The 21092-nt window shown below is 62.8% G+C and carries 20 protein-coding genes and 1 tRNA gene; 9 read left to right on the forward strand and 12 right to left on the reverse strand.

All coding sequences use genetic code 11. The annotated features are described in order from the left end of the window. Window positions 1–6: 6 nt before the first annotated feature. On the reverse strand, window positions 7–1287 hold the full coding sequence (locus FJ319_02580) for a hypothetical protein (GenBank protein MBM3933179.1): 1281 nt from the start codon (window positions 1285–1287) through the stop codon (window positions 7–9). Window positions 1288–1320: 33 nt separating this feature from the next. Further along, entirely contained in the window at window positions 1321–1575 is a 255-nt protein-coding gene (locus tag FJ319_02585; protein MBM3933180.1) for a hypothetical protein, read from the reverse strand. Between the two features lie 1020 nt (window positions 1576–2595). Between FJ319_02585 and FJ319_02590 the strand changes: the two genes are divergently transcribed. Together FJ319_02590 and FJ319_02595 are read left to right on the forward strand one after the other, a co-directional pair. Beyond that, complete coding sequence (locus tag FJ319_02590; protein ID MBM3933181.1) at window positions 2596–2997, forward strand: matrixin family metalloprotease; 402 nt, start codon at window positions 2596–2598, stop codon at window positions 2995–2997. A gap of 21 nt (window positions 2998–3018) precedes the next feature. Further along, the gene (locus FJ319_02595; protein ID MBM3933182.1) at window positions 3019–3717 is read left to right on the forward strand and encodes a hypothetical protein; all 699 of its coding nucleotides are present in this window, start codon (window positions 3019–3021) and stop codon (window positions 3715–3717) included. Between the two features lie 99 nt (window positions 3718–3816). On the opposite strand, the gene FJ319_02600 is transcribed toward FJ319_02595, so the two are convergent. From FJ319_02600 to FJ319_02615, 4 genes are all read right to left on the reverse strand, one after another. Continuing rightward, the gene (locus FJ319_02600; protein MBM3933183.1) at window positions 3817–5802 is read right to left on the reverse strand and encodes an acetoacetate--CoA ligase; all 1986 of its coding nucleotides are present in this window, start codon (window positions 5800–5802) and stop codon (window positions 3817–3819) included. A gap of 81 nt (window positions 5803–5883) precedes the next feature. After that, the gene (locus FJ319_02605; GenBank protein ID MBM3933184.1) at window positions 5884–6330 is read right to left on the reverse strand and encodes an OsmC family peroxiredoxin; all 447 of its coding nucleotides are present in this window, start codon (window positions 6328–6330) and stop codon (window positions 5884–5886) included. Between the two features lie 549 nt (window positions 6331–6879). Further along, window positions 6880–7413 carry a thioredoxin family protein gene (locus FJ319_02610; GenBank protein ID MBM3933185.1) on the reverse strand — a complete coding sequence of 178 codons (534 nt, stop codon included), beginning with the start codon at window positions 7411–7413 and terminating at the stop codon, window positions 6880–6882. 22 nt (window positions 7414–7435) lie between these two features. Beyond that, window positions 7436–7762, reverse strand: a complete 327-nt coding sequence (locus FJ319_02615; GenBank protein ID MBM3933186.1) for a hypothetical protein — start codon at window positions 7760–7762, stop codon at window positions 7436–7438. A gap of 146 nt (window positions 7763–7908) precedes the next feature. Here FJ319_02615 and FJ319_02620 point away from each other — a divergent pair, with 146 nt between their 5' ends. Then, window positions 7909–9099, forward strand: coding sequence for a hypothetical protein (locus FJ319_02620; GenBank protein ID MBM3933187.1), 1191 nt, complete (start codon window positions 7909–7911; stop codon window positions 9097–9099). 12 nt (window positions 9100–9111) lie between these two features. Here the strand turns inward: FJ319_02620 and FJ319_02625 are convergent, their stop codons facing one another. From FJ319_02625 to FJ319_02640, 4 genes are all read right to left on the reverse strand, one after another. Then, complete coding sequence (locus tag FJ319_02625; protein ID MBM3933188.1) at window positions 9112–10719, reverse strand: MFS transporter; 1608 nt, start codon at window positions 10717–10719, stop codon at window positions 9112–9114. Window positions 10720–10764: 45 nt separating this feature from the next. Then, on the reverse strand, window positions 10765–11250 hold the full coding sequence (locus FJ319_02630) for a YajQ family cyclic di-GMP-binding protein (GenBank protein ID MBM3933189.1): 486 nt from the start codon (window positions 11248–11250) through the stop codon (window positions 10765–10767). Between the two features lie 165 nt (window positions 11251–11415). Continuing rightward, on the reverse strand, window positions 11416–11937 hold the full coding sequence (locus FJ319_02635; protein ID MBM3933190.1) for an SRPBCC family protein: 522 nt from the start codon (window positions 11935–11937) through the stop codon (window positions 11416–11418). 27 nt (window positions 11938–11964) lie between these two features. After that, a tRNA-Leu gene (locus tag FJ319_02640) sits at window positions 11965–12050 on the reverse strand. A gap of 217 nt (window positions 12051–12267) precedes the next feature. On the opposite strand from FJ319_02640, the gene FJ319_02645 reads away from it, so the two are divergent. Next, window positions 12268–14082, forward strand: a complete 1815-nt coding sequence (locus FJ319_02645) for a hypothetical protein (protein MBM3933191.1) — start codon at window positions 12268–12270, stop codon at window positions 14080–14082. On the opposite strand, the gene FJ319_02650 is transcribed toward FJ319_02645, so the two are convergent. Further along, entirely contained in the window at window positions 14079–14684 is a 606-nt protein-coding gene (locus tag FJ319_02650; GenBank protein MBM3933192.1) for a hypothetical protein, read from the reverse strand. The genes FJ319_02645 and FJ319_02650 overlap by 4 nt on opposite strands. Window positions 14685–14731: 47 nt before the next feature. Between FJ319_02650 and FJ319_02655 the strand changes: the two genes are divergently transcribed. The 5 genes from FJ319_02655 to FJ319_02675 are packed head-to-tail and all read left to right on the forward strand — an operon-like array spanning window position 14732 to window position 20323. Further along, the gene (locus FJ319_02655; GenBank protein MBM3933193.1) at window positions 14732–15127 is read left to right on the forward strand and encodes a hypothetical protein; all 396 of its coding nucleotides are present in this window, start codon (window positions 14732–14734) and stop codon (window positions 15125–15127) included. A gap of 56 nt (window positions 15128–15183) precedes the next feature. After that, window positions 15184–15735, forward strand: a complete 552-nt coding sequence (locus FJ319_02660; GenBank protein ID MBM3933194.1) for a hypothetical protein — start codon at window positions 15184–15186, stop codon at window positions 15733–15735. Between the two features lie 18 nt (window positions 15736–15753). Further along, window positions 15754–16428 carry a hypothetical protein gene (locus FJ319_02665; GenBank protein ID MBM3933195.1) on the forward strand — a complete coding sequence of 225 codons (675 nt, stop codon included), beginning with the start codon at window positions 15754–15756 and terminating at the stop codon, window positions 16426–16428. 25 nt (window positions 16429–16453) lie between these two features. After that, on the forward strand, window positions 16454–18754 hold the full coding sequence (locus FJ319_02670) for a c-type cytochrome (GenBank protein MBM3933196.1): 2301 nt from the start codon (window positions 16454–16456) through the stop codon (window positions 18752–18754). 15 nt (window positions 18755–18769) lie between these two features. After that, complete coding sequence (locus FJ319_02675; GenBank protein ID MBM3933197.1) at window positions 18770–20323, forward strand: hypothetical protein; 1554 nt, start codon at window positions 18770–18772, stop codon at window positions 20321–20323. A 10-nt stretch (window positions 20324–20333) separates the two neighbouring features. On the opposite strand, the gene FJ319_02680 is transcribed toward FJ319_02675, so the two are convergent. Next, window positions 20334–21053: a hypothetical protein gene (locus FJ319_02680; protein MBM3933198.1), complete on the reverse strand. Its 720-nt coding sequence runs from the start codon at window positions 21051–21053 to the stop codon at window positions 20334–20336. Between the last annotated feature and the right edge of the window lie 39 nt (window positions 21054–21092).

The following is a 21092-nucleotide window of genomic DNA, read 5'->3' on the forward strand; positions in this document are numbered from 1 at the left end:
GGCGGCTCACCCCTGCGCCTGGATGCGCTCCACGCCCAGCCCGAGCGGCCGCTCGAAGTCCCTGTAGAACATCGGGATTTCAACGCCGTTGATCCCGCGCCGGAAGGTCGCGATCTTAGATTTCTTCGTGATCGTGACCTCCACGGAGTTCTTGCCCTGCCTGACCAGCTCGACCGGCAGGCGGTACTTGAGCCAGTGGGCCTCGAAGCCCAGCGGCGCCTGTATGGGGCCGGGGAAGTACGACTTGAACTTAAGGCCGCGGTAGTGGGTAATCTCCGCCTGCTTTCGCGGCAGGTCCATGCCGTTCACGCGCACCGTGAAGTCGTCCTCGATGCAGAAGCTCTCGAAGCGGAGGGTGAGCACGGGCTCGCGCATCTCCTCGTCCTCTTTCGCCTTGCCCACGTCGTCCGCAATGAAGATCTCGGCGGAGAAGGTCTCGCCCTCATCCAGCGTTTGCGGCAGCTTGCGGTAAGGCGTTGTGGACGGCTTGCCCATCTCGCCCTCGCGCGGGGCAAGGAAGTAGATATTGTCGCGCCTCGCGAAGATCTCCGGGTAAGCCGCCTCTCGCAGCACCCTGTACTCCTCGTCCGCAAGCGGCCACGGCAGGTAGCCGAGGTACATCCCCGCGAAGCCCTGGTAGCGCAGCGTCTGGCTGAGGGCGTGCACCATCTCGATGGCAGGGTAGTTGGTGCGCTCGTCGTACACGCGGCGTGGCGGGCGGATGTAGGCCGCGCCGCCGGCGTCGTTCGCCGCCCTGGAGATCCACTCGAGTCCGGGGGTGTACGGCTCCATGCACACGCCCTCGATTTCGCCGACGATGTAGTCGATGCTCTTCTCCCTGAGCCACGTCTCGATGTCGATAGAGTGCTCGAAGTTCGCCTCGCGGGCGTGGTGGGTGCGGGCCATGATCTTGAACTGCCGGCCCTGGGCCTTCCCGACCTCTTCCGCGGTCTTCCTTATCTCTGCGACGAACGCGTTCATAATCCGGATGTTCTTGTCCTCCATCCCTTCCTTGAAAAAGCCGGTGTTGGTGAAGACGAAGTCGAGCTCGATGCCGTCCGGCCTGTACTCTTCCAGCACCTCGCGTATGAGCGCCAGCTTGTAGGCGCGGACCTCCGGGAGCGCGTAGTCGTAGCCCATCGACGCCTTGCCCTTGCCGCCGATGAGCACCTCCATCCCGTGGTCCCACTTCAGCCTGCCGCAGCGCTCGGCCTTCAGCAGCGCCACATCCTGCATCTTGAAACTGGGGAGGACCGGCATTCCCACCTGCTTTCCCCTGTTCACCACCTCGCGGAGCTGGTCTGTGCCGCGCTTCTTGGCCTATTGCACCATGCGCAGGATGCGCCAGTCGATGAAGTCCTCCCACTCCGCCTTGTCCTGTCCCACGACGCGCCCTATCTTGCTCTGGTGGAAATAGACGTCGCCGTAGCCCAGTCCGAAGGAGAGTGCGCCAACGCCGGTGCCGGCCACTTCGTCCACCGGCCAGTGGAGCAGGTGGACGCTCGCGGGCGGCTCCAGCCGCTTGCAGTGGAAGTGGTGAGCGTCGTTGTAGTAGACCAGGCGTGGCGTGTTCATGAAGGCCTCTGTGGAGCGGGGTGGGGTAACCGTGCTAAAGGGTACGCGCTGCCGAGGGGATAAGGCAAGGGGAGAGGATCGCTACGCAGTGGGAGAGGCCGCTGAATGTCGCCAGGTGTCAGTCACCTTTTTCCTTCCTTCCTTCCTTCCTTCCTGAGTGGAGTCGCGATGCGATTCGATCCAGCGGCCGATTGTGGACCTGGCAGGGGCAATTGCCGTTCCCGCGCGAAGCCTCCTGGCGATTTGGACTGAGGATAGTCCCGCCAAGCTCATGGACAGGGCCGCTTCGTACACCTGCGCCGGGTGCCTCAGGGCACCTACACCGAAGTCTGCGAGGGACCTGCGCCTACATGACTTGCATCTGTAAATCTGCGCTCCCTTGCGGGAGCGACCAAACTTCACCAACCGTCCTTTGCAGTACGAACATGTCTCCATTAGCTATACCTTCGGCAGGACTAAGAGTAAATTGCCATTCTGGTTGATGTGGTGGTGCGGGTGAACCGGTGCGTTGCGCCAGCATGGCCCCTAGTATGTTTACGCCACTAACCGGCGTTTTATTTACACTGCAAGGCGACCTCAACCGATCATCACGCCGAATGGGACGGGATTGGGGCTTTGTCCTAATTGACGCACCGCAACTGAGAATGTAAGTTACAAAACGAGCCGACAATTTCCTGAGGAATTGATTGTTGGTGTAGAGATACCGTGATTCGTTATCGGCGAAGCCGACTGATAATTATGACCGCGGAACCGCCGACGGTTGTTCAAGGAGATCAGCAAATGAAAATACGGCATTCAGATGTCTTTGGGAAGCGACACGGCAAAAAAGCAATGAACCACATCGTGGTAACCGTTGTATTCGTGGCGGCGGTGTTGTCAACTACTTCAGTTAGTGCGTACAACGACCACGATCTGCCATGCGTTTGGCAGTATACCCAGAACACAACTTTGACGTTGCCATGGCGAAGTCATTACGCGTATCCGCCTTCGGGCGCTTATGCTACTGCGTGAAACGACGCGATTCATGATTGGAATGGTACTCCTACTTCGGTTCTGTTCAGTAATGACACTTCTCAGTCCAGTCACTATCTTGGCCAGGAGGATGCGGGAAACTCAGGATGGTCTGGATACAACAGCGTGACATGTACTTCGTTCTTCTTCAAGCGTTCAACAACGTATTCAAGACTAGACACTTATTACCTTGCGCCTTACCCCGATCCTCCCTACGCCAGCTACCAGAAACGGGAGGGTGTCGCTTCGCACGAATTAGGTCACTTCATAGGGCTGGGCCACAGCAATGAAGAGCCGGCTGTGATGAACGAATCCAACGACGGGGAAACGTATTATTCACCCCAGGAAGATGATGAATGCGGTGTGAATGACCGATATGTGAATTCCAGTTACCCTGTTACATGCGACTAAGTATCTGCAAGGAGCAGGAACATGATTGCCACATTAAAATGGACTGCCATCGCGGCACTGTTGGGCGTCCTGGTAGGGTCAGTAATCCTGGTTGCCATTGGCTTCGGTGGGAACCAGTCGATGGGGACTTATGAAGATGTGTACTCTGCGGAACACCTTGTTGCCGAGTCAGACAGCATAGTACTTGCGAGATTCATCGATTCTACGGAGTTCATCAAGCCGAATATCTCTCAAGTGGACAACGTAGCGCATAGTTGGGTGCAGATGTTGTATCGCAGAATGGAAGTGCTGGAGTCATTCAAGGGCGATGCTACGGCAGGTGAGTTCTTCTACGAGGCGGCAACGACCGGGGTGCGAAGAGACGATGTTGCATTCATGGGTGGCGACCCGCCTTCTGAATTCGTGCCGCTCGAGACGGGTCAAGAGTATGTGCTCTTCCTGAAGGGCGGGCCGGTCAGAACGGGTTACCCTGAAGAATTCGGTGATATCATGTGGTCTAGCGCATCCAACTTGTATGTCGCGAGACTTGAGGGCAATCGCCTGCTGTTTTTGGCCTCGGACCGATACAAGAAGTCAGTAGATGCGCGTGGCCTTGAGCGACCACGGGATTCAGCGGCCCCTTTTGAATTGACCAAACAAAGCCTGTCAGAGGTCATAGTTAAACAGACCTCCACCGAGTCTCCTACCGTCGAGACTGCATCCAGTTCGAGCGTTTCGTGATAGATCTGACCACCGGAGGATGCGGCCCCATAATCACGCGCCGGCTCCCACTCAAATTCCACCAACTCTTTGGCCGCCCGGCTCAGACAACGTCCAGTCTCAAGGCTTCCCTACAGTGGCCGCCATCCCCTCAAAGAACGCCATCGCCGCAGGGTTCGCCATGGCGTCTTTGCTGGCGGCCTGGTCCGGCGGCATGCCGCAGAGGATGCGCTTGACTGGGACTTCCAGTTTCTTGCCGTTGATCGTGCGGGGCACTTCGGGGATGGCGTAAATCTCGTCGGGGACGTGTCTTGGGGAAAGCTCGCGGCGGAGCTTTTCGCGCACTCGCTTGCGGAGGGGCTCTTCCAGCTCCGCGCCCGGGCGCAGCACCAGGAAGAGCAGCAGCTTACCCTCCTCGCCGTCGCGGCCAGTGTCGATCACCAGGCTGTCCACCACCTCCGGCACGTCCTCCACCGCGCGGTAGAAGTCGCTCGTGCCCATGCGCACGCCCCCTCGTTTGAGCGTGGAGTCCGACCGGCCGGAGATGACGCACGCGCCGCGCTCCGTGATGCGAATCCAGTCGCCGTGCCGCCATACGCCGGGGAACGCATCGAAGTAGCTCTCGCGGTAGCGCCGGTCTCCGGGGTCGTTCCAGAAGCGCACCGGCATGGATGGCATCGGCGCTGTGATCACCAGCTCGCCCACCTCGCTTACCAGCGGCATTCCGTCCGGCGAGTACGCCTCCACCTTCGCGCCCAGGCAGCGGCACTGTATCTCCCCGGCGCGCACCGGCAGCAGCGGGCACGGCCCCACAAAGCCCGTGCACAGGTCCGTGCCGCCGCTGAACGAGCCGAGGAGCAGGTTGCGGTTCACCTTCTCGTAGACCCACCGGAACCCCTCCGGCGACAGCGGCGCGCCCGTGGAGCCGACGCCTCGGATGCGGGAGAGGTCGAAGTCGCGCCCTGGCTCGATGCCCGCCTTCATGCAGGCGTGGATGAACGGCGCGCTGGTCCCGAAGTACGTGACGCCGGTCTCCGCCGCCATCTTCCAGAGCGCGCTCATGTCCGGGTAGGCCGGGTCGCCGTCATACATCACCACCGTCGCGCCCACGAGCAGGCCGCCGATGAGGTAGTTCCACATCATCCATCCCGTCGTCGTGAACCAGAAGAAGCGGTCGCCCTCGCCGATGTCCATGTGGAGCGATATCGCCTTCAGGTGCTCAAGCAGGATGCCGCCGTGGCCGTGGACAATAGGCTTTGGAAGGCCTGTGGTGCCGGAGGAGTAGAGAACCCACAGGGGATGGTCGAATTCGATCGGCTCGAAGGCCAGCTCACCCGTGGCTTCGAGAAGCTGCTCCAAGCGCATCGTCCCGTCGGCGTGTGCGAGGTCCGCTGAGCCGGAAAGGTAAGGGACGATCACCATGGCGCGGAGTGACGGCAGCTCCCGCCGTATCTCGGCGAGCTCCGCCGACCGGTCGTGAGCCTTGCCGCGGTACCGGTAGCCGTCCACGGCGATGAGCACCTTCGGCTCGATCTGGCGGAAGCGGTCGACGACGCTCCGGATGCCGAACTCCGGCGAGCACGCCGACCATATCGCGCCGATGCTGGCCGTGGCGAGGAAGGCGATGAGGGTCTCCGGGATGTTGGGCATGTAGGCGACAACGCGGTCGCCCTTGCCGACGCCCAACCGTCGCAGGCCGGCCGCGGCCGCTGCGACCTGGGCGCGCAGCTCGCGGTAGGTAAGCTCCGACTGAGCGCCGCCCTCCGACCGGAACACGACGGCGGTCGTGTCATCCTGACGCCGCAGAGCGTGCTCGGCGTAGTTGAGCGTCGCGCCCGGGAACCACTTTGCGCCGGGCATCTGGCGTGACCGCAGCACGCTTGTGTATGGCGAGTGCGTGACGACGCCGAAGTAGTCCCAGACGGACGCCCAGAAGGCTTCGACATCGGTCACGGACCAGCGCCAGAGATCGTCGTATGAGGATGGCGTGTAGCGGCCCCCGGCGGCCAGCCATCGCATGTAGCGGGTGATGGCGGCGCGCACCACGGATTGCGCGGAAGGCGACCAGAGTACGGGATTCGGCCCCGTGGCGGAAGGTGTGGTCATTGGCTGAGATAGGCTACGGTGCGAGCGACCGGCACGCGGGCGGCTGAATCTCCGGCCGCCCGCGCGCCGGCGCACTGTACGCTACTTGACGAGTGTTGCTTCGACCGACATTTTGACGTTGCCCTGGAGGGCGCGGGAGACGGGGCAGTTGTCCTTCGCGCCCTCGGCCGCCGCCTTGAACTTCGCGGCGTCGATGCCCGGCACCGTCCCTCGCACCTTGAGTGCGCTGGAGACGACTGTCCACTTTTCGCCGACCTTGTCGAAGGTGACAGTGGACTCGACATCGAGCTTCTTCGCCGGGGTGCCGTCCTTTGCCAGGCCAGCGGAGAGCGCCATGGAGAAGCAGCTCGCGTGGGCCGCTGCCATAAGCTCCTCCGGGCTGGTCTGAGCGCCAGCCTCTTCGGTCGTCCTGGCCTTCCAGGTGATGCCGACGTCAGAAATGGCCTTGCTGGTGACTGTGCTGGTTGTGCCCTTGCCGGAGAGGAGGTCCCCCTCCCATACGGCTGTCGCGGTGCGTCTTCCTGCCATGGTGATACTCCTTGGATTAAGTTGGACGTTCTGGGTAAGTGCTGTGCGTGGTCATTTCCGGCGCAGAGCGTTGGGAAGGCTTCGGACCATCCCATGGCCCCTTCCTGCCTTCGGCGGAAGGGGAAAGAAAAAAGAATGTGGGACTGCGTCCCACGCCCTCCCAAAGGGCTTCGCCCTCTGGACTCCCTGGACACTGAGGCTTCGCCTCAGGCCCCGGCGATGGCCTTCGCTTTCTGGACTCCCGAAGACTATGGGGCTCCGCCCCAGGGGCTTCGCCCTCTCAATCCACCTAACCCCCTGGCCCCCTTCCCTAAGAGGGAAGGGGGATATGCAGCGGGGCTTCGCCCCGTACCCCGCTGAGGGCTACGCCCTTAGACTCCCATCGGGCCCATAGCCCGAATAGAACCTGCCGAGCCTTAGGCTCGGCCTCGGAACCCATTCCCTCTCAGGGAAGGGGCAGGGGTTAGGTGGCTGTTGGCTGTTCGGCTACTTGCCTTAGCGCACTGCTCACCGCCAACTGCTAACTGCTAACTGCTAACTGCAGTCCCCTTACTTCTTCCACTTGATGGTGCAGCCCTTGGGCGGCGTATCCGCGACCGCGGGCGCGCGGCCGGCCAGGACTGCGTCCAGGGCATCGCGCAGGTAGAGGTGCTGCACTGCGCCCGGGTTTTCATGGTTGTCGTCCACCACGCCGTGGTAGCGCAGCACGCCCATTTTATCGAACACGAATATCTCCGGCGTGCGCGCGGCGCCGTAGGCCTTTGCCACTGCCTGGGACTCATCGAAGAGGTACGGATAGTTGTACCCCTTCTCCTTCGCGCGCTGCTTCATGTGGTCGAAGTCGTCCGCTGGGAACGCCACCGGGTCGTTGGAGCTGATCGCCAGCACCTGGACGCCTTTCTTCGCGTAGTCGGCCTGCGCCTGGATGAGCCGCCCCTCCCACGCCTGCGCGTACGGACAGTGGTTGCACGTGAATGCCAGGACCACGGCCTCTTGCTTGCCGTAGTCCGCCAGGGAGTGCTTCTTGCCGTCCACGCCCGGCAACGTGAACGGGATTGCGGTCTTGCCGGTGGTCAGCGTCATCTCGGGCTACCTCCGTGTTTAGTTACGTGGACTGATCGCCTCGGGCGGCGCGCAAGGCCCTCTTCAGCATAGCCATTGAGGGCAAGGGAGAGATGCGGCCGTCCTCCATTGTGTACGCCCTGCACGTCAGCGCTGGATAGGAGTCCGGACCGGGGGGATCGATGTCCTTGCCGTCGATCAATATCGTCGGCGAGCCCGTAAAGCCAAGCTGCCGCGCCTGCTCGTCGGTCTCCACCTTCACAACGGCAATGCGCGCCTCAATGCTTTCCTGCGACATCGCCTGCTTCAGGCGCGCCAGCCCTTCCTCATGCGAAGAGCAATCTTCGAAGTACAGGAACCGTATCTCCATGGCTGGCAAAGCGCACCCGTGAAAGCTGCCACTATAGTACCATGTACGCTCCCAGTCGTGACCATTCGCTTTCTTGACTCCCGCCCCACCTTCGGATACTCTTCCGAGCGAAATCAGGGGGCGCGCCGCCCGCCATGGAGGGGACCTTGACCAGCAGCCAGTTCACCAAGTCGTTGTTTACCTATCCCTGGGACCTTGTTGACGAGGGGCTGGACGTCTCCCTTGGGCGCATCGCGGACCTGACGGGGTGCAACGAGGTGATGCTCACCCCTGCGTACCACAGGTCCGCGTACTTCCTTCCACACAATCCGAAGCGTCCCATATACAACGGCGAGAACGGCGCGATATACTTCACGCCGGACCTATCGAAGTACTCAAAAACCAGGATCCGGCCCCGCGTCAGCCACATCGTGGACAGGCCCTTGTACTTCGAGAGCATTCTTGAGGCGATGGACAGGCGCGGCCTCCAGTTCGCTTCGTGGACCGTCTACAACTTCAACGACTACCTCTCGGAAAAGTATCCCCAGTTTGCCCGGCACGACGCTCTCGGCACGACATACATCGGCTCAATGAGCGTCTCATCTCAAGACGTGCAGGAGTACTGGTTTACCGTGACCAAGGAGATACTCGAACGGTTCAAGCCGAAGGCGCTGAACATCGAGTCGCTTGACCGACGCGGCTTCCAGGCGCCCAGCAAGCGACGCGCGGAGTTCACTGCGCAGTGCCAGTTCGTACTGAGCCTGGATTTCAACCCCGCTGCCGTCGCGAAGGCGAACGAGGCCGGAATGGACGGGGATGGCCTCAAGCGCGATGTTGCCGAGTGGCTGCGGGTCCGGCTGGCGAGGGTTGCAACGGCGGAGGACGAGCTGCCCGTAACGCCGGAATGGGTTAGCGCCGCTTTCGACGGCCAGCTGCGCCGATACATGGATGTCTGCAAGAAGACCACGTCCGACCTCTTTGTTCAGGTGGCGGACATCATCCACAGCCACGGCGTCAAGGTCCAGACCGGCAGCCTGGCGGACCCGGCAGCGTCTCTCAGGGACGACCTTGACCCCTCTGTCAACAAGCACCTGGATATCATATTCCCGGGAGCGATTCCCGCGGGCGAAGAGGGCAAGGCGAAGGTACGGGACAGCGCCCGGAAGATGGCGCCGGGGGCGAAGGTGTACTCCTGGCTCAAGACGAGCGACGGCAAAGACTCAGTGACCACCAGGGCAGGCGTGCAGGCAGCCGTCGATGCGGGCGCGTCGGGCTGCATGTTCTACAACTACGGCCTGCTGCGCATCGACCAGCTGAAGGAGATCGGCACGGCGCTGCGGGCCGCCGGGGTGGCGTAACCTTATTCCCGCCTATCGCTTGCGGCGCAGCCGGTCCCGGATTCCCACAATCAGCGAAATCGCCTGGCCGGACAGGTACGCCAGAATTCCAGCGGCCGTGTCGAGCCCCGGGATCGGCACCATGCGCCTCACTGCGCCGGGATGCAGCCGCGAAGCGACCCCGATAACCGGTTTGCCGGCGAGCGGCCTGTAGCTTGCGGCGGTCTTTGATGCGAGTGACTCGAGGACGGCAGACCGGGCGCTCTCTTTGCCGTCGGTGACCTGCCGCAACACCCTCAACGCCGCAAGGCCGGTGACGAAGGCGATGATGAACAGGAAGTCGAAGTCCTGAACATAGAGCACGGGCATGTTAAATACACTGTCGGGCTCGTGCCACCGGAATTCCAGCAGTATCTGCTTTCCGGTGAATAGAGTTGCGAGCGCGCCTCCTATCACCGGACCTATCGCCGCGCCAACGTGATAGGAAAGCGAGGTCCCCATCATGTATGAGGTCGTCTGGAGCTCGGGCGCCGTCTTCATGCGGATGGTGGTGGAGGAGACGTTCATGCCGGCAGACGCCATCCCCAGCAGAATGTGCAGCCCCACAAGCACCGGCGCCGTGAGGAAATAGGACCCTGGCCTCGTCGTAAACACCCAGCCCACAATGGCGACCATCAGCATGGAGAAGGCCATCGATAGGGCGACCTTGGGGCCGAACTGGTCGCAAATCTGACCCCAGATGCCGAGCGAAAGCACCAGCGCAATTTGTGTCGCCACCGTGAGCGCCAGCACCGTTGAGGCCGGCATCTCCAGCCTGGTTAGCATGTACACTGCAAAGAACGGCACCGCCATAGTTGACGTGATGGCCCAGAGGAACAGGAATCCCATGAGCCAGCGGGCGTTGGCTATCCTGAACGGAGCGGTAAGGATCGACCCCGGGCTGAGCCGCTTTGGCCCGGGGTCCGGCATCCTGGGCTCCGGGATGTGGTACATGAAATAGACGGCCAGCCAGCCGAGCATCACCGCCGCGAAGACGATTGCCGCGCTGTAGCCCCATACTATGGCCTTGCCGCTAAACCAGTGCTCCAGCCGGTTCACGTACGCCGCCGCCGCGAAACCCGCCAGCACCACGCCGATGGTGTTCCACACGAAGCGCTTCGAAAGAAAACGCCCGGCTATGTCCAATGGGACGATGGCGCGGAACCAGCTGTTCCAACCGCAGGTGACTACTGCGTCGAGGACACCCCGGGCGACCAGCACCGCAAGCAGTGTGTACACGGCGTAGTTGCTGGGAATGGCGAAGAGCAGGGGCAGGAAGGCTATGACAGCCCAGGTGGAGTAGGAGAGAAGGTACGCCGGCCACACGATGATCTTTCTCATCTGCAGCCGCTCTACCACGATGATGGCGCCTATCTGCACGAGCTGCATTGCGGCGGGTATTGCCGCAATAAGGCCGATGTGGAATTTGGCGGCGCCAAGGAGGAGGGCAAACGAAGTGAGAAACGCTCCGCTTGTGAAGCCCCCGGACGCAGAGGAAGTCACGCCCTCCCAGAGAAGTATTTTCAGTCCTCTGGCGCGCTGGGCGTCGGACAGCTCCGATTGAGGGCGGAGCCGTCCGGCGATATTTATCCTGGCGGGCATATGTTTGGGGTCCGGTCGGATGAAGCGCAGGGTAGGGCGGCAGAGCTAGTCACGGAAGTTAATGTACTGGAGCGGCTTCTCCAGCTTTAAACCCTTCACCAGGGCAATCGCGGCCTGGAGGTCGTCCTTCTTCGCGCCGGCCACCCGGACCTCGTTGCCCTCGATCTTCGCGGTAACTTTGAGCTTGCTTTCCTTGACAGCCTTCGTGATCTTCTTGCCGAGCTCGGCGTCGATTCCCTGCCGGATCTCGACGGTCTGGCGCAGGCTATCGCCGGACGCCTTTTCCGGAGTCTTGTACTCCAGCGCGCCCGTGGGAACGTTCCGGCGGGTGAAGTAGGTCTTGATGAGCTCGTGCATCTGGCGGAGCTTCATCTCGTCGTCTGCGAGAATGGTCAGGGTATCTTCTTTGCGCTCAATCGAGCACTTGCTGCCCTTGAAGTCAAAGCGCTGCCGCATCTCCCGGACCATGCCGTTGATGGCGTTATCGACCTCGGCCAGGTCTGTGCGGGAAACGATATCGAAGGATGGCACCTTTCTACTCCTGTGGAGAAGTCCATTATGGGCTACAAGTGGACGCTCGCCCAGAATAGTTTACACCAAGGGCCATCGACCTGCATGGTGGCCGCCACGGAAAGAGGAGGCCCCGGCGCGCCGGGGCCTCAGATCATTCGTATTACTGCCGTTTGGCGGCAATGATCAATGGATCTCCTCGCGCCACGCGCCTGTCTCCACCCGGCGGCCCTCGATGAACTTCTTGAAGCGCTTCAAATCGCCTTCAATCGCCCTCTCGAGCGAGCCGAGCGCCTTCCCAAGGTTCTCCATCGCGCCTTCGGGCTCATACCCCAACCGGAGCGTCAGCTTTGTGGATGTGGGCGAGAGTGTGTCGAAGGTGACGATGCCGGCGTTATCGGTACCGCTGGTGCTGTGCCAGGCTATGCGCTTGTCCGGCACCTGCTCCACGATCTCCGCGTTCCAGCCCTTCTCGACACCCATAACCTTGGCCCGCCAAAAGAGGTTCTTGTCGTCGATCTGCCGAACTTCCTCTACGCCGTCCATGAACTGGGGGAATGATTCGAACTGAGTCCACTGGTTATACGCCGTGCGAACGGGGACATCGACCTCGATGCTCTTCTCAACGTATTCCATGACACCCTCCATCTTGTCAAAAGTGGCAATGCGGCCTGATTCCACTGTTGAGGATGGGGTGAGCGCGGTCAATTGGCCATAGAGGCTAGACAAGAAAGATGGTGCCCAGGAAGGGACTCGAACCCCCACTCCCTTACGGGAAGCGGATTTTAAGTCCGCCGCGTCTGCCGTTCCGCCACCTGGGCATGAGACTGATGGGACGTGCGCACGCCGTGCCGAAGGCAGTGGCCGGGGCCGCGTCCGCGAAGCTATATCGGGTAGACGCAGTATTATAAAGCTGCCGCAGGTCGTTTTTCAAACCGACGGTCTGAACACCGCCGCCGTTCCTTGCGACATGCACGGTTCGCAAATATAATCACAGCCGTGCGGCCCAATGAAGCCGCGTTTGCCCAATGGAGAGCTATGCCCCAGCCCACCCTCGACGAGCAATTCAGCGACGGTATTCCATCCCGCGGCTACCGCAGCCCGCAGCAGTTCATGTCCGCGAAGGAGCAGCGCTACGTCCTTTACGGGCTCTTGAAAGGGTGGACCGTCACCAAGATAGGGAGGAGCATAGGGGTCAGCGACCTCGTTGTGAGGCAGATCAGGGCGCGTGTGACCAGGACTCCGGAAACGCTGCTTGATCTGGGCATCTGCGAGGCGCTGCTTCTGACTACGGGGCCGGCCTTCCGATGCCTCGTGTGCGGCTCGATGCTGACCAGTGAGGAAGAGGTGAGGAGTCACGTCCCGGCCCACTTCATGGAGGTGTTCCAGACCAGCCGGCGCGCCGACGAGGATATCGCGCAGACCGAGGCGACCGTCAAGCGCGCACCCGGGGTCTCGGGCCGCCCCAGGAACGACGGTCCGGACTCGGACCATTCGTGGGCGGCGGCTTTTGAGCGGCTTGCGGCGATGCGGGATGCGCAGGCCCCCGCGTCGGTGGAGGCGCCAAGGGCAATTGACGCCGCGGTCCCGCTGCCGGCACACCAGTCGCATACTGCCCCAGCGATTGCAGCTGTAGATCCGGCCCAGCCCACGCAGGCCCGTCAACAGCCCCAACAAGACTTGCCGCTGCCAACGACCGCAGCGCTCTACGTAGAGTCGGCGACGCCGCCACGGCGGCCGGTTGTGGAGCCTGCAGTTGAGACCCGGACCGTCGCTGCCCATCCAGTGGCGGAGGCGGGCGCCCCGGCTACAGCGGTCCCGGTTGAGAGACCGGCGACGGCTATTGCGCCCGTGATCGAAGCTCCTGTCCCGCCTGCCTCCCCGCCGCAGCTCGAGGTCCCGGCTGCGACCAAGGCCGAGGCGCCGGCGAGGGCGCCACGCCCGCCGACGGCAGCTCCCGGCGCGACCGGCAAGGCGGTGGCGGCGCTAACCATAGAGCGCGGGGCCGTCAAGATGCTGGTCTACCGCAACGGCGCGGTAGTCGACTTCGGGCAGGCTGATTGCCCCGGCAGCATGTTCAAGGGATCGCTCGCAAGCGACACAAATGGCGTTGCCTCCGCCCTGGCGAAGCTCGCGCCGATGGCAAAAGGCAAGGGCACCACGCTCGTCGCTGCCGCGCCGGGATACCAGTCGAAAGTGAACCATATCACTCTACCGAAGGCGAACGGCATGAATCCTGCCGTGGTCATACCGCAGATCGCGCGGCGAACGCTAGGCATTTCGCCCGAGACCTCACGCATTGCATGGAAGAAGCAGGCATCTTCCCTTGAGGAAAACCATTGGGCTGTTGTCTCCACAACCTCGCGCTCGCTAGCATCTCTGACGGCGACCGTACGGGGCGCCGGTTTTCGGTTGAGCGCAGTAGAGCTTCGGGCGTTCGCAATGGCCAGGGCGACGGGGCAGTCGAGCGCTGTTTGCGCGTGGACGGCGGCGGACGGCATGGAAGTGATCGTTGTGAGGGACTGGACCCCGGTAACCTGCGTTTCCCACTTCTGGGGCGCCGAGGCCGAGATGGACGGCCAGAGCATAGTCAATCATGTCCTGGAAGTGATTGAGAGCGTGATAGAGTCTGATGACGGTCGCCTGCACGAAGGCCAGCCCGCCTGGGACCTGCCCGTGTACCTCACCGGTTCGCCTGTCCAGAAAGCGCCGGGTATGGTAGACGCCGTCGCGAAGCTCCTCGGGCGCGGTGTTTCCGCGCCCGTTCCGCCGGTGAACACGCCTCCGGGTTTCCCCCTCCACGACTACTTCGTGAACCTTGGCCTGGCGATGGGGCCGGCGGCCAGGGGTTAACGCGCTGTTTGCTTCGCAGCGCCGGTATTCCCCCATTTCCGTCTCCGTCTCAGCACCACCAGACTGGCTGTTGTCAGCACCAGCGCTGCAATCGCGGCCGCTCCGATAACCCAGGGGAAAACGTCTCGGTCTTCACGGACGATTGGAAGGAGCGCCTCAACAGTGCCAGGCCCAAGCGGGCCCTCGAACGCGGCGCGAATTCGCCAGTCGCCGTGCCGGGGGAGGGTAAGGCTAACGTTGTAGTGGCTGGCATCGGCCGCGAGGGACGTAACCACCATGGGACCGATGTCTGGTGATGACCGTGAAGGGCTGACGGCGGTGAGTCTCATGGTCGTCGGTACGGCCACCAGCCGGGCCGTCTCCGGGCCGTTTTCGGAGACGTACGCTTCAACCAGAATGGTGACGCGCACAACCCCCGGCCGCGGGTCCGGCGGGTTGACGGAGACGGTGACGGCGTACGCGCCCACGCGGTCCTGCGCAATGACGGGGCCGCCGTTTGCTGCGGCAGGGCGGCCCACTGCAAATGCCGCCAGGACCAGGGCTGCCGCCGCCGCGAGTGCGCGGATGGCGCGGTTGAGGTAGGTGTGACGAAGGGTTTGCAAGCCCGCTTCCTTTGAACTATCGTCCGGATGTGGATATAATATACCAGATGAATCGATTCGCACTGCCCCTACTTGTCTGGGCACTCGTGGTCTCGGTCATGTTCCCATCGATCGGGCCGCTGGTGGACCACCATTTCGCCGAGCGCCAGCTCGGCCACATCCACTTGGGCCACACGACCTACCACGTTCACTACGCCGATCTTGCCCACTCCCATGACCATTCTCACGGCGACGGCGGTCATGAGCAGCAACCTCAGTCGGCCACTACCCTGTACAGTTACGAGTCGGGCGCCCTTGGAAGCATCGTTTCCATAACTGAGGACCTGGGCCTGGCGTCGTTCCTTCTGTTCGACCCCGCCTCCATATTCACGCTGCCGGGCAACGGCAGTCTCAACCTCGTCCCAGTCTATCTGAGTCCTCCGGACGATCCGCCGCGCGCCTGAGTCCTCATCATCCGGCGCCCCGTCCCATCTATTTGAGTCCCGAGAGAGTCAAACCAATGCGAACCCGATTGGGCGTAGCTGCGACACTTGCAGTCGCCCTGGTCGCCGCCGTCGCCGTCCCGGCGGTGGTGCTTGCGAACGGCCGAGTCGTCGATTTCGAGCGCAAGGCCGCAGGTCCCTACGAGGTGGCCCTTGGCACCATCCCGGCCGACCCGTCTGTGGGCAACCTGCACCTGACGATGACCGTTACAGACAGTGCGACACGGTCCATAGTCACAGACGCCGATATCACCATTACCGGCGCCGGGCCGGACGCGACAGCGGTCGAGATCGGGCCGCTCAGGGCGGAGCACGACATCCGCGACCCGTCTTACTACGACGTGGCAACGGCGGTAGACCGCGAGGGCGAGTGGCGATTTACCGTCGCAGTTGCCGGGCCGGCCGGGCAGGGATCAGCTGAGTACTCCGTGAAGGTCAAGAATGCGAGCCCACTAGCGGGACTGGTCACCCTGGGAATGCTCGTAGGGTTCGTAGCCATTTTCGCTCTCGCTATCCGCGCGTCCCTCTCGTCAAAGTCGCGGAAAAGCAATCCAAAACCCAAAAGCTGAAACAAGGAGAACAAGACTATGAAGAAGCTTCCCATGTTGGTGGTAGCTCTCGGTGTCCTTATCGCATCGGCGGGCTTGACCGTCCTGGGGGCGGGGATAGCGTCCGCCCATGCCAGCAAGGACATCGGCAAGTACCGCCTGACCGTTGGATTCATTGTGGAGCCAGCCTACGAAGGTATCAAGAACGGAATCGACCTGCGCGTCCGGGACATCTCGGTTGACCCGCCCACGAACGTCACCGGCGTTGAGCAGACCATCAAGGTTGAGCTCATCCATGTCCCGAGCGGCACGCACAGGGTCTTCGACCTGCGGACCATCTACAAAGACCCCGGCCACTACACCGCGGACCTCATGCCCACGGCGTCCGGGGTGTACCGAATGCGCTTCTTCGGCCACATTGGCGAGGGCGCGGACCGCGTCGAGATCAACGAGACCTTCGCCTCGAGGGGTGAGGGCGGCGGGTTCAATGACATGCAGTCGTCCGCCGATCTGCAGTTCCCTGTGAACCTAACCGAGGTGCGCGAGGTGGAGAGCGTTGTGCGCGGCGTCCAGGGCGACGTAGCCTCGGCCCAGGACGCGGCGATCGAGGCGAAGGACGCGGCAAACTCCGCGAACACTATGGCGATCATCGGGATCGTTATGGGCGCCATCGGCATCATCGTCGGCGCTGTGGCGTTCGGTCTGAAACGGTAGGCCATCCCACTTCCGAGGTTATCTGTTGGCAATCGGAAGACAAAGAATAGTAGTTTTCATTCTCGCCCTCATGGCGGCGGCGTGGGCCTTCGCGCCGATTGCGGCTGGCGGCGCCGCCGCCCATGCGGGCTTCGTGCGATCTGCCCCGGTGGCGGAGTCAGCCCTGGACCAGCCCCCGGCGCGTGTCACGATATGGTTCACCGAGCCTCTGGACCGCGACTACAGCCGCATCGAGGTGCTGAACGCGCTGGGAGGCCGAGTAGACAACGGCGACACGACGGTGGACCCCTCGGACGCGACTGCCATGTCAGTGACGCTCAGGCCGCTGGCCAACGGTACATATACGGTCGCGTGGCGCAACCTCTCGACCGTGGACGGCCACAGCGTTCGCGGGTCATACGTCTTTTCCGTCGGGGAGCTAGTCGCGGAGCAGCCGGTCGCGGCGCCGGATGAGCCCCTGATTCAATCGCCCGCAGAGCCTTTCTTACGCTGGGGCGTGCTCCTGGGCATTATGGCGATAGTCGGAGGCGCCGGATTCTCCGCGCTCGTCACAGCGCCGGCACTGCTGGGCACTAAGTCGCCGCAGCGGATGCGGCGGCTAGGGCGGTTATTGCTGGACCGCACAACTGCGCTGGTCTGGGCCGGTGTCTTCTTGTTGCTGGTGTCCTCCGTTGCGCAGCTCCTCGTACAGGCCGGCAACGCACGGGACGTATCGCCCCTCGCCGCCCTGTTCGGCCCTGCTTTCTCGTTCGCGGCAGGAACCGAGTGGGGTAACAACTGGCTTCTCCGCGTCGTCTTCGTTTGCGGAATAGCGGTTGCGCTGGCCGCAACCGGCCGGCTGCCTTTTGTGATGCGGTCGCCGACCACCTCGAAGGCTGCCTCTGCGGACCGTGAAGGACTTGGCCGGCTGGCTGTGCTGCTCCTGGGCGCCGGCGTGCTCATGACGATAAGCCGCACGAGCCACGCGGCCGCGACCGCCGGCATCTCCGGCCCCGCGATCGCAACGGACTACATACACCTTGTCGCTTCGGCGCTGTGGGTCGGCGGTCTCTTTCACTTCGCGCTTGCCGCACACGCCATATTGCGGGACATGCAGGGCCAGAACCGCCGGGCGGCTGTGTCGGCGATGATGCCGCGCTTCTCCGCGATTGCTGTCCTGGCGACCGGGACGCTGATCATCACCGGTCTTTACAGCGCGTGGGCTCAGGTGACGGTCATCCCGGCGCTCCAGGCCCCATACGGTCTCACCCTCGTAGCCAAAGTGGCCCTCGTGGCAGGAATGCTGGCGCTTGGGGCGCTGAACCTGCTCTGGGTGCGGCCCCGGCTCAAACGGGACGACGGCGCACCGGGCCTTCTACGCCGGGCCGTAATGGCAGAGGCGGCCATAGGCGTCGTCGTCCTCATCTCCGTGGGTTTTCTGACGAGCCTGGAGCCAGCCCGGCAGGTCGCGTCCCGGGAGGGGCTCGGCGGCCCCGGCAGCCTAAAATACCGGGAGACCGTGGAAGGCACGGCGATAGACATTGAGGTCGGGCCGGGCAGGGTGGGCAGGAACACCGTTGCTGTGCGGCTTGCCGACACGCTGGGCAACCCGGTGGACAACGCGTCTCTTGTCAACGTGCGGGTGGCATATCCGGGCGCGGACCTGGGTGAAGAGTTCGCGCAGGCCCGCAACGCCGGCGGCGGAGAATACGTGCTGGACGGGCGAATTATCAGCATCGCCGGCGCGTGGCAGGTCGAGGTCGAGGTAGTCCGGCCAGGCGCATTCGACGCCCGCACGGCATACGGATTCGAGATTTCGGCGGGGTCAACCGCCGGAGGCAGCGCCGAGATAACGCCGGACCCGGAGACCGGCGTGGCCCTGTTCGGACTGGAGCTGATCGGGCTGGGCGTCCTGTTCCTTGTCGTTGGCCTACCCCTCGGCGGCTGGTACTCAAAGACCGGAGTCGCCGTCATGGGGCCGGGCATCGCCTCGTTCATGGTGGGCGCGGTGATGCTCTTCAACACGCAGTTTGCAGCATCTCCTGAGGCGTTGCCGGAGAAGAACCCCATTGCGCCTTCGGCGGAGTCCATCGCGGCCGGGCGCGCAATATACACGCGCAATTGCCTGATTTGCCACGGCGAGTCCGGACGGGGAGACGGCCCACAGGCCGCGCTGCTGAATCCTCCGCCCCTGGACCTTACCGTGCACGTGCCGCTTCACCCGGAAAGGGACGTCTTCCGATTCATACACGACGGGATGCCAGGCACTGCGATGGTCGGATTCGGCGACCAGTTGACGGACGAGGAGATCTGGCATGTCGTCAACTACATCAAGACACTCGATTAGCTAAAGAGGCACGCTATGGCCCGCCAAAGTGTTCGCACCAGTCTGATATTCGCAGCCGCACTCTCAGGCGCGGCGCTGGCGCTAATGGTATCCGCCGCGAGCGCCCACGGCTTTGGCGACAGGTACGACCTGCCCATTCCGCTCAACTACTTCATGGTTGGCGCAGCGGCCGCGGTTGCGGCGTCGTTCGTCGTAATCGGCCTCTTCGTTAACGCCACGCCGGGGAAGTTCAACTACCCCAGGTACAACCTGCTCCGGGCTCCGGTTATCGGTGCGTTGATATCCAGCACAGTGACGCTGAATATCGTCCGCATAATCGCCGTGGGGCTATTTGCGCTCACGCTGGCGACGGCGCTCTTCGGATCGGGCAGGCCACTGGACAATTTCGCGCCCACCTGGGTGTGGATCATTTGGTGGGTGGGGATGGGCTACGTCTCAGCGCTGGTCGGTAATCTTTGGTGGCTCGTAAACCCATGGAAAATCGTGTACGAATGGGTATCCGTGCTCCTGGACCCGGACGGGGAGAGCGACGAGGGGCTCTTCGACTACCCGGAGTGGTTGGACGTATGGCCGGCGTTCGCGCTCTTCTTCGCGTTCGCCTGGCTGGAGAACGTCTACACGAGCTCCGCGCTGCCCTTCAAGCTGGGCGTGCTGATACTTGCGTACTCCGCAATAACCTGGGGCGGCATGGTAGCGTTCGGGAAGCGCCGGTGGCTCACGCATGGCGAGGCGTTCACCGTGCTGTTCGGCTACTTCGCGCGGTTCGCGCCAACCGAGGTCAGAAACACCGACCCGCGCTACTGCGGGAAGTGCTCGCAGGAGTGCAATATCGACCATGAGGGGTGCGTGGACTGCTTCGAGTGCTTCGACCGGGCGCGCGCATCCGACCGGCAACTCAATCTGCGCCCCTACGCGGTGGGCCTGGTGCACTACAAGAGCGTGACGGCCGGCGCGGCGGCTTTTGTCCTGCTCGCGCTGGCGACCGTTACCTACGACGGCCTGTCGGAGACCGGCATCTGGCTGGACTTTCAGAACCTCGTCTACCCGGCGTTCTCCTGGCTCGGCTCAAGCTCCAGACCGGCGATCAACACCTTCGGCCTCATCGCAATCCCTCTGCTCTTCGCCGCGCTCTACGTGCTCTTTTCGCAAGCTATGAAGGCGGCGTCAGGCGACTCCGCGCCGGTGTCCGAGTTCGTCAGGATATTCGTCTTCTCGCTCATACCCATCGCCCTGGCGTACAACATGGCCCACTTCTTTTCGCTGCTGCTGTTCGAGGGGCAGGCCGTCATCCCGCTGGCATCCGACCCGTTCGGGCAGGGGTGGAACCTGTTTGGGACGGCTGACTATCGCATCAAGCGCGGCTTCCTAACAGCCAAAATCGTCTGGTTCGTCTCAATCGGGGCGATCGTTCTGGGCCACATTCTGTCCGTCTTCATCGCACACGTCATATCGCTGAAACGGTTTGCGTCGCGCCAGAGCGCAATGAAGAGCCAGTACCCCATGCTGGCGCTGATAGTGCTATATACGGCCGCCAGCCTCTGGATACTGGCCCAGCCGATAGTGCAGTAGGGCCGGGGCGCTAGCAGAACCCCTGCTGGCCGGAGTAGCAGCGGGTGGGCTTGTAGGCGATGCGGCCTGCGGTGATCGCCGCCGAGACGAGGTCAGCCTCCGCCTGGGACGCCCATGTGGCTACTTTCCCAGGGTTCTCCTTGAAGTAGACCTGCGCGGCGGCCTCGGGGCTGAAGCCGGCGCGGCCCGCGCGGATCAGATCGGAGAGCCGCGTGTGGGACTCGTCGCCGGGGACGAACTTCTGCAGGAACGCCACAACCTCCGGCGCGCGGGTCGCGAGGGCAGTCTGGATGACGATGCGCTTTTCAGGCCGGTCCTCGAACAGTGTGCCGATATCCTTGATCGTTCCGGCTGCAAGCTGCGCGTCGTACCACTCCTTCTCGGTATCCCTCGGGAACTCCGTCACAATGTCCACCGTGCCGTTCAGTAGCCCGGCCTCGTACTCCTCCGGGGTAGACACAACCACGTCCACCGGGTAGGTGAACCCGTGCCGAAGGACGTAACCGGCAAGGGCGTTGCTGAACTTGACGGAGTTCTCTTTCCACTCCGCGAGCTTTATGTACTGCTTGCCCTGGTCAAAGTTGTCCCGCGGGTTGTGGGGCAGGATCGGCGTCGGGGAGCCCTCCGTCGTGACAGGCGTCCTCGTCGGAGGTATCTCGTTTTGAGAGAGCAGGGGGGACGACCGGGGACCGCACGCCACGGCAGCAAACGCGAGTATTGTAAGGGCCAACGCAATTATGGGCGAAAATCTTGATGTCATAAGTCGGCA

The sequence above is a fragment of the SAR202 cluster bacterium genome (assembly GCA_016872355.1).
Taxonomy (GTDB): domain Bacteria; phylum Chloroflexota; class Dehalococcoidia; order Lucifugimonadales; family VGZY01; genus VGZY01.

What these genes read in the sequence shown, in the direction of transcription:
- FJ319_02655 (MBM3933193.1), top strand. Translation starts at nt 14,732, where the DNA reads ATGAATCGATTCGCACTGCCCCTACTTGTCTGGGCACTCGTGGTCTCG.
- FJ319_02615 (MBM3933186.1), bottom strand. Translation starts at nt 7,762, where the DNA reads ATGGAGATACGGTTCCTGTACTTCGAAGATTGCTCTTCGCATGAGGAA.
- FJ319_02595 (MBM3933182.1), top strand. Translation starts at nt 3,019, where the DNA reads ATGATTGCCACATTAAAATGGACTGCCATCGCGGCACTGTTGGGCGTC.
- FJ319_02660 (MBM3933194.1), top strand. Translation starts at nt 15,184, where the DNA reads ATGCGAACCCGATTGGGCGTAGCTGCGACACTTGCAGTCGCCCTGGTC.
- FJ319_02625 (MBM3933188.1), bottom strand. Translation starts at nt 10,719, where the DNA reads ATGCCCGCCAGGATAAATATCGCCGGACGGCTCCGCCCTCAATCGGAG.
- FJ319_02675 (MBM3933197.1), top strand. Translation starts at nt 18,770, where the DNA reads ATGGCCCGCCAAAGTGTTCGCACCAGTCTGATATTCGCAGCCGCACTC.
- FJ319_02610 (MBM3933185.1), bottom strand. Translation starts at nt 7,413, where the DNA reads ATGACGCTGACCACCGGCAAGACCGCAATCCCGTTCACGTTGCCGGGC.
- FJ319_02605 (MBM3933184.1), bottom strand. Translation starts at nt 6,330, where the DNA reads ATGGCAGGAAGACGCACCGCGACAGCCGTATGGGAGGGGGACCTCCTC.
- FJ319_02585 (MBM3933180.1), bottom strand. Translation starts at nt 1,575, where the DNA reads ATGAACACGCCACGCCTGGTCTACTACAACGACGCTCACCACTTCCAC.
- FJ319_02645 (MBM3933191.1), top strand. Translation starts at nt 12,268, where the DNA reads ATGCCCCAGCCCACCCTCGACGAGCAATTCAGCGACGGTATTCCATCC.
- FJ319_02600 (MBM3933183.1), bottom strand. Translation starts at nt 5,802, where the DNA reads ATGACCACACCTTCCGCCACGGGGCCGAATCCCGTACTCTGGTCGCCT.
- FJ319_02665 (MBM3933195.1), top strand. Translation starts at nt 15,754, where the DNA reads ATGAAGAAGCTTCCCATGTTGGTGGTAGCTCTCGGTGTCCTTATCGCA.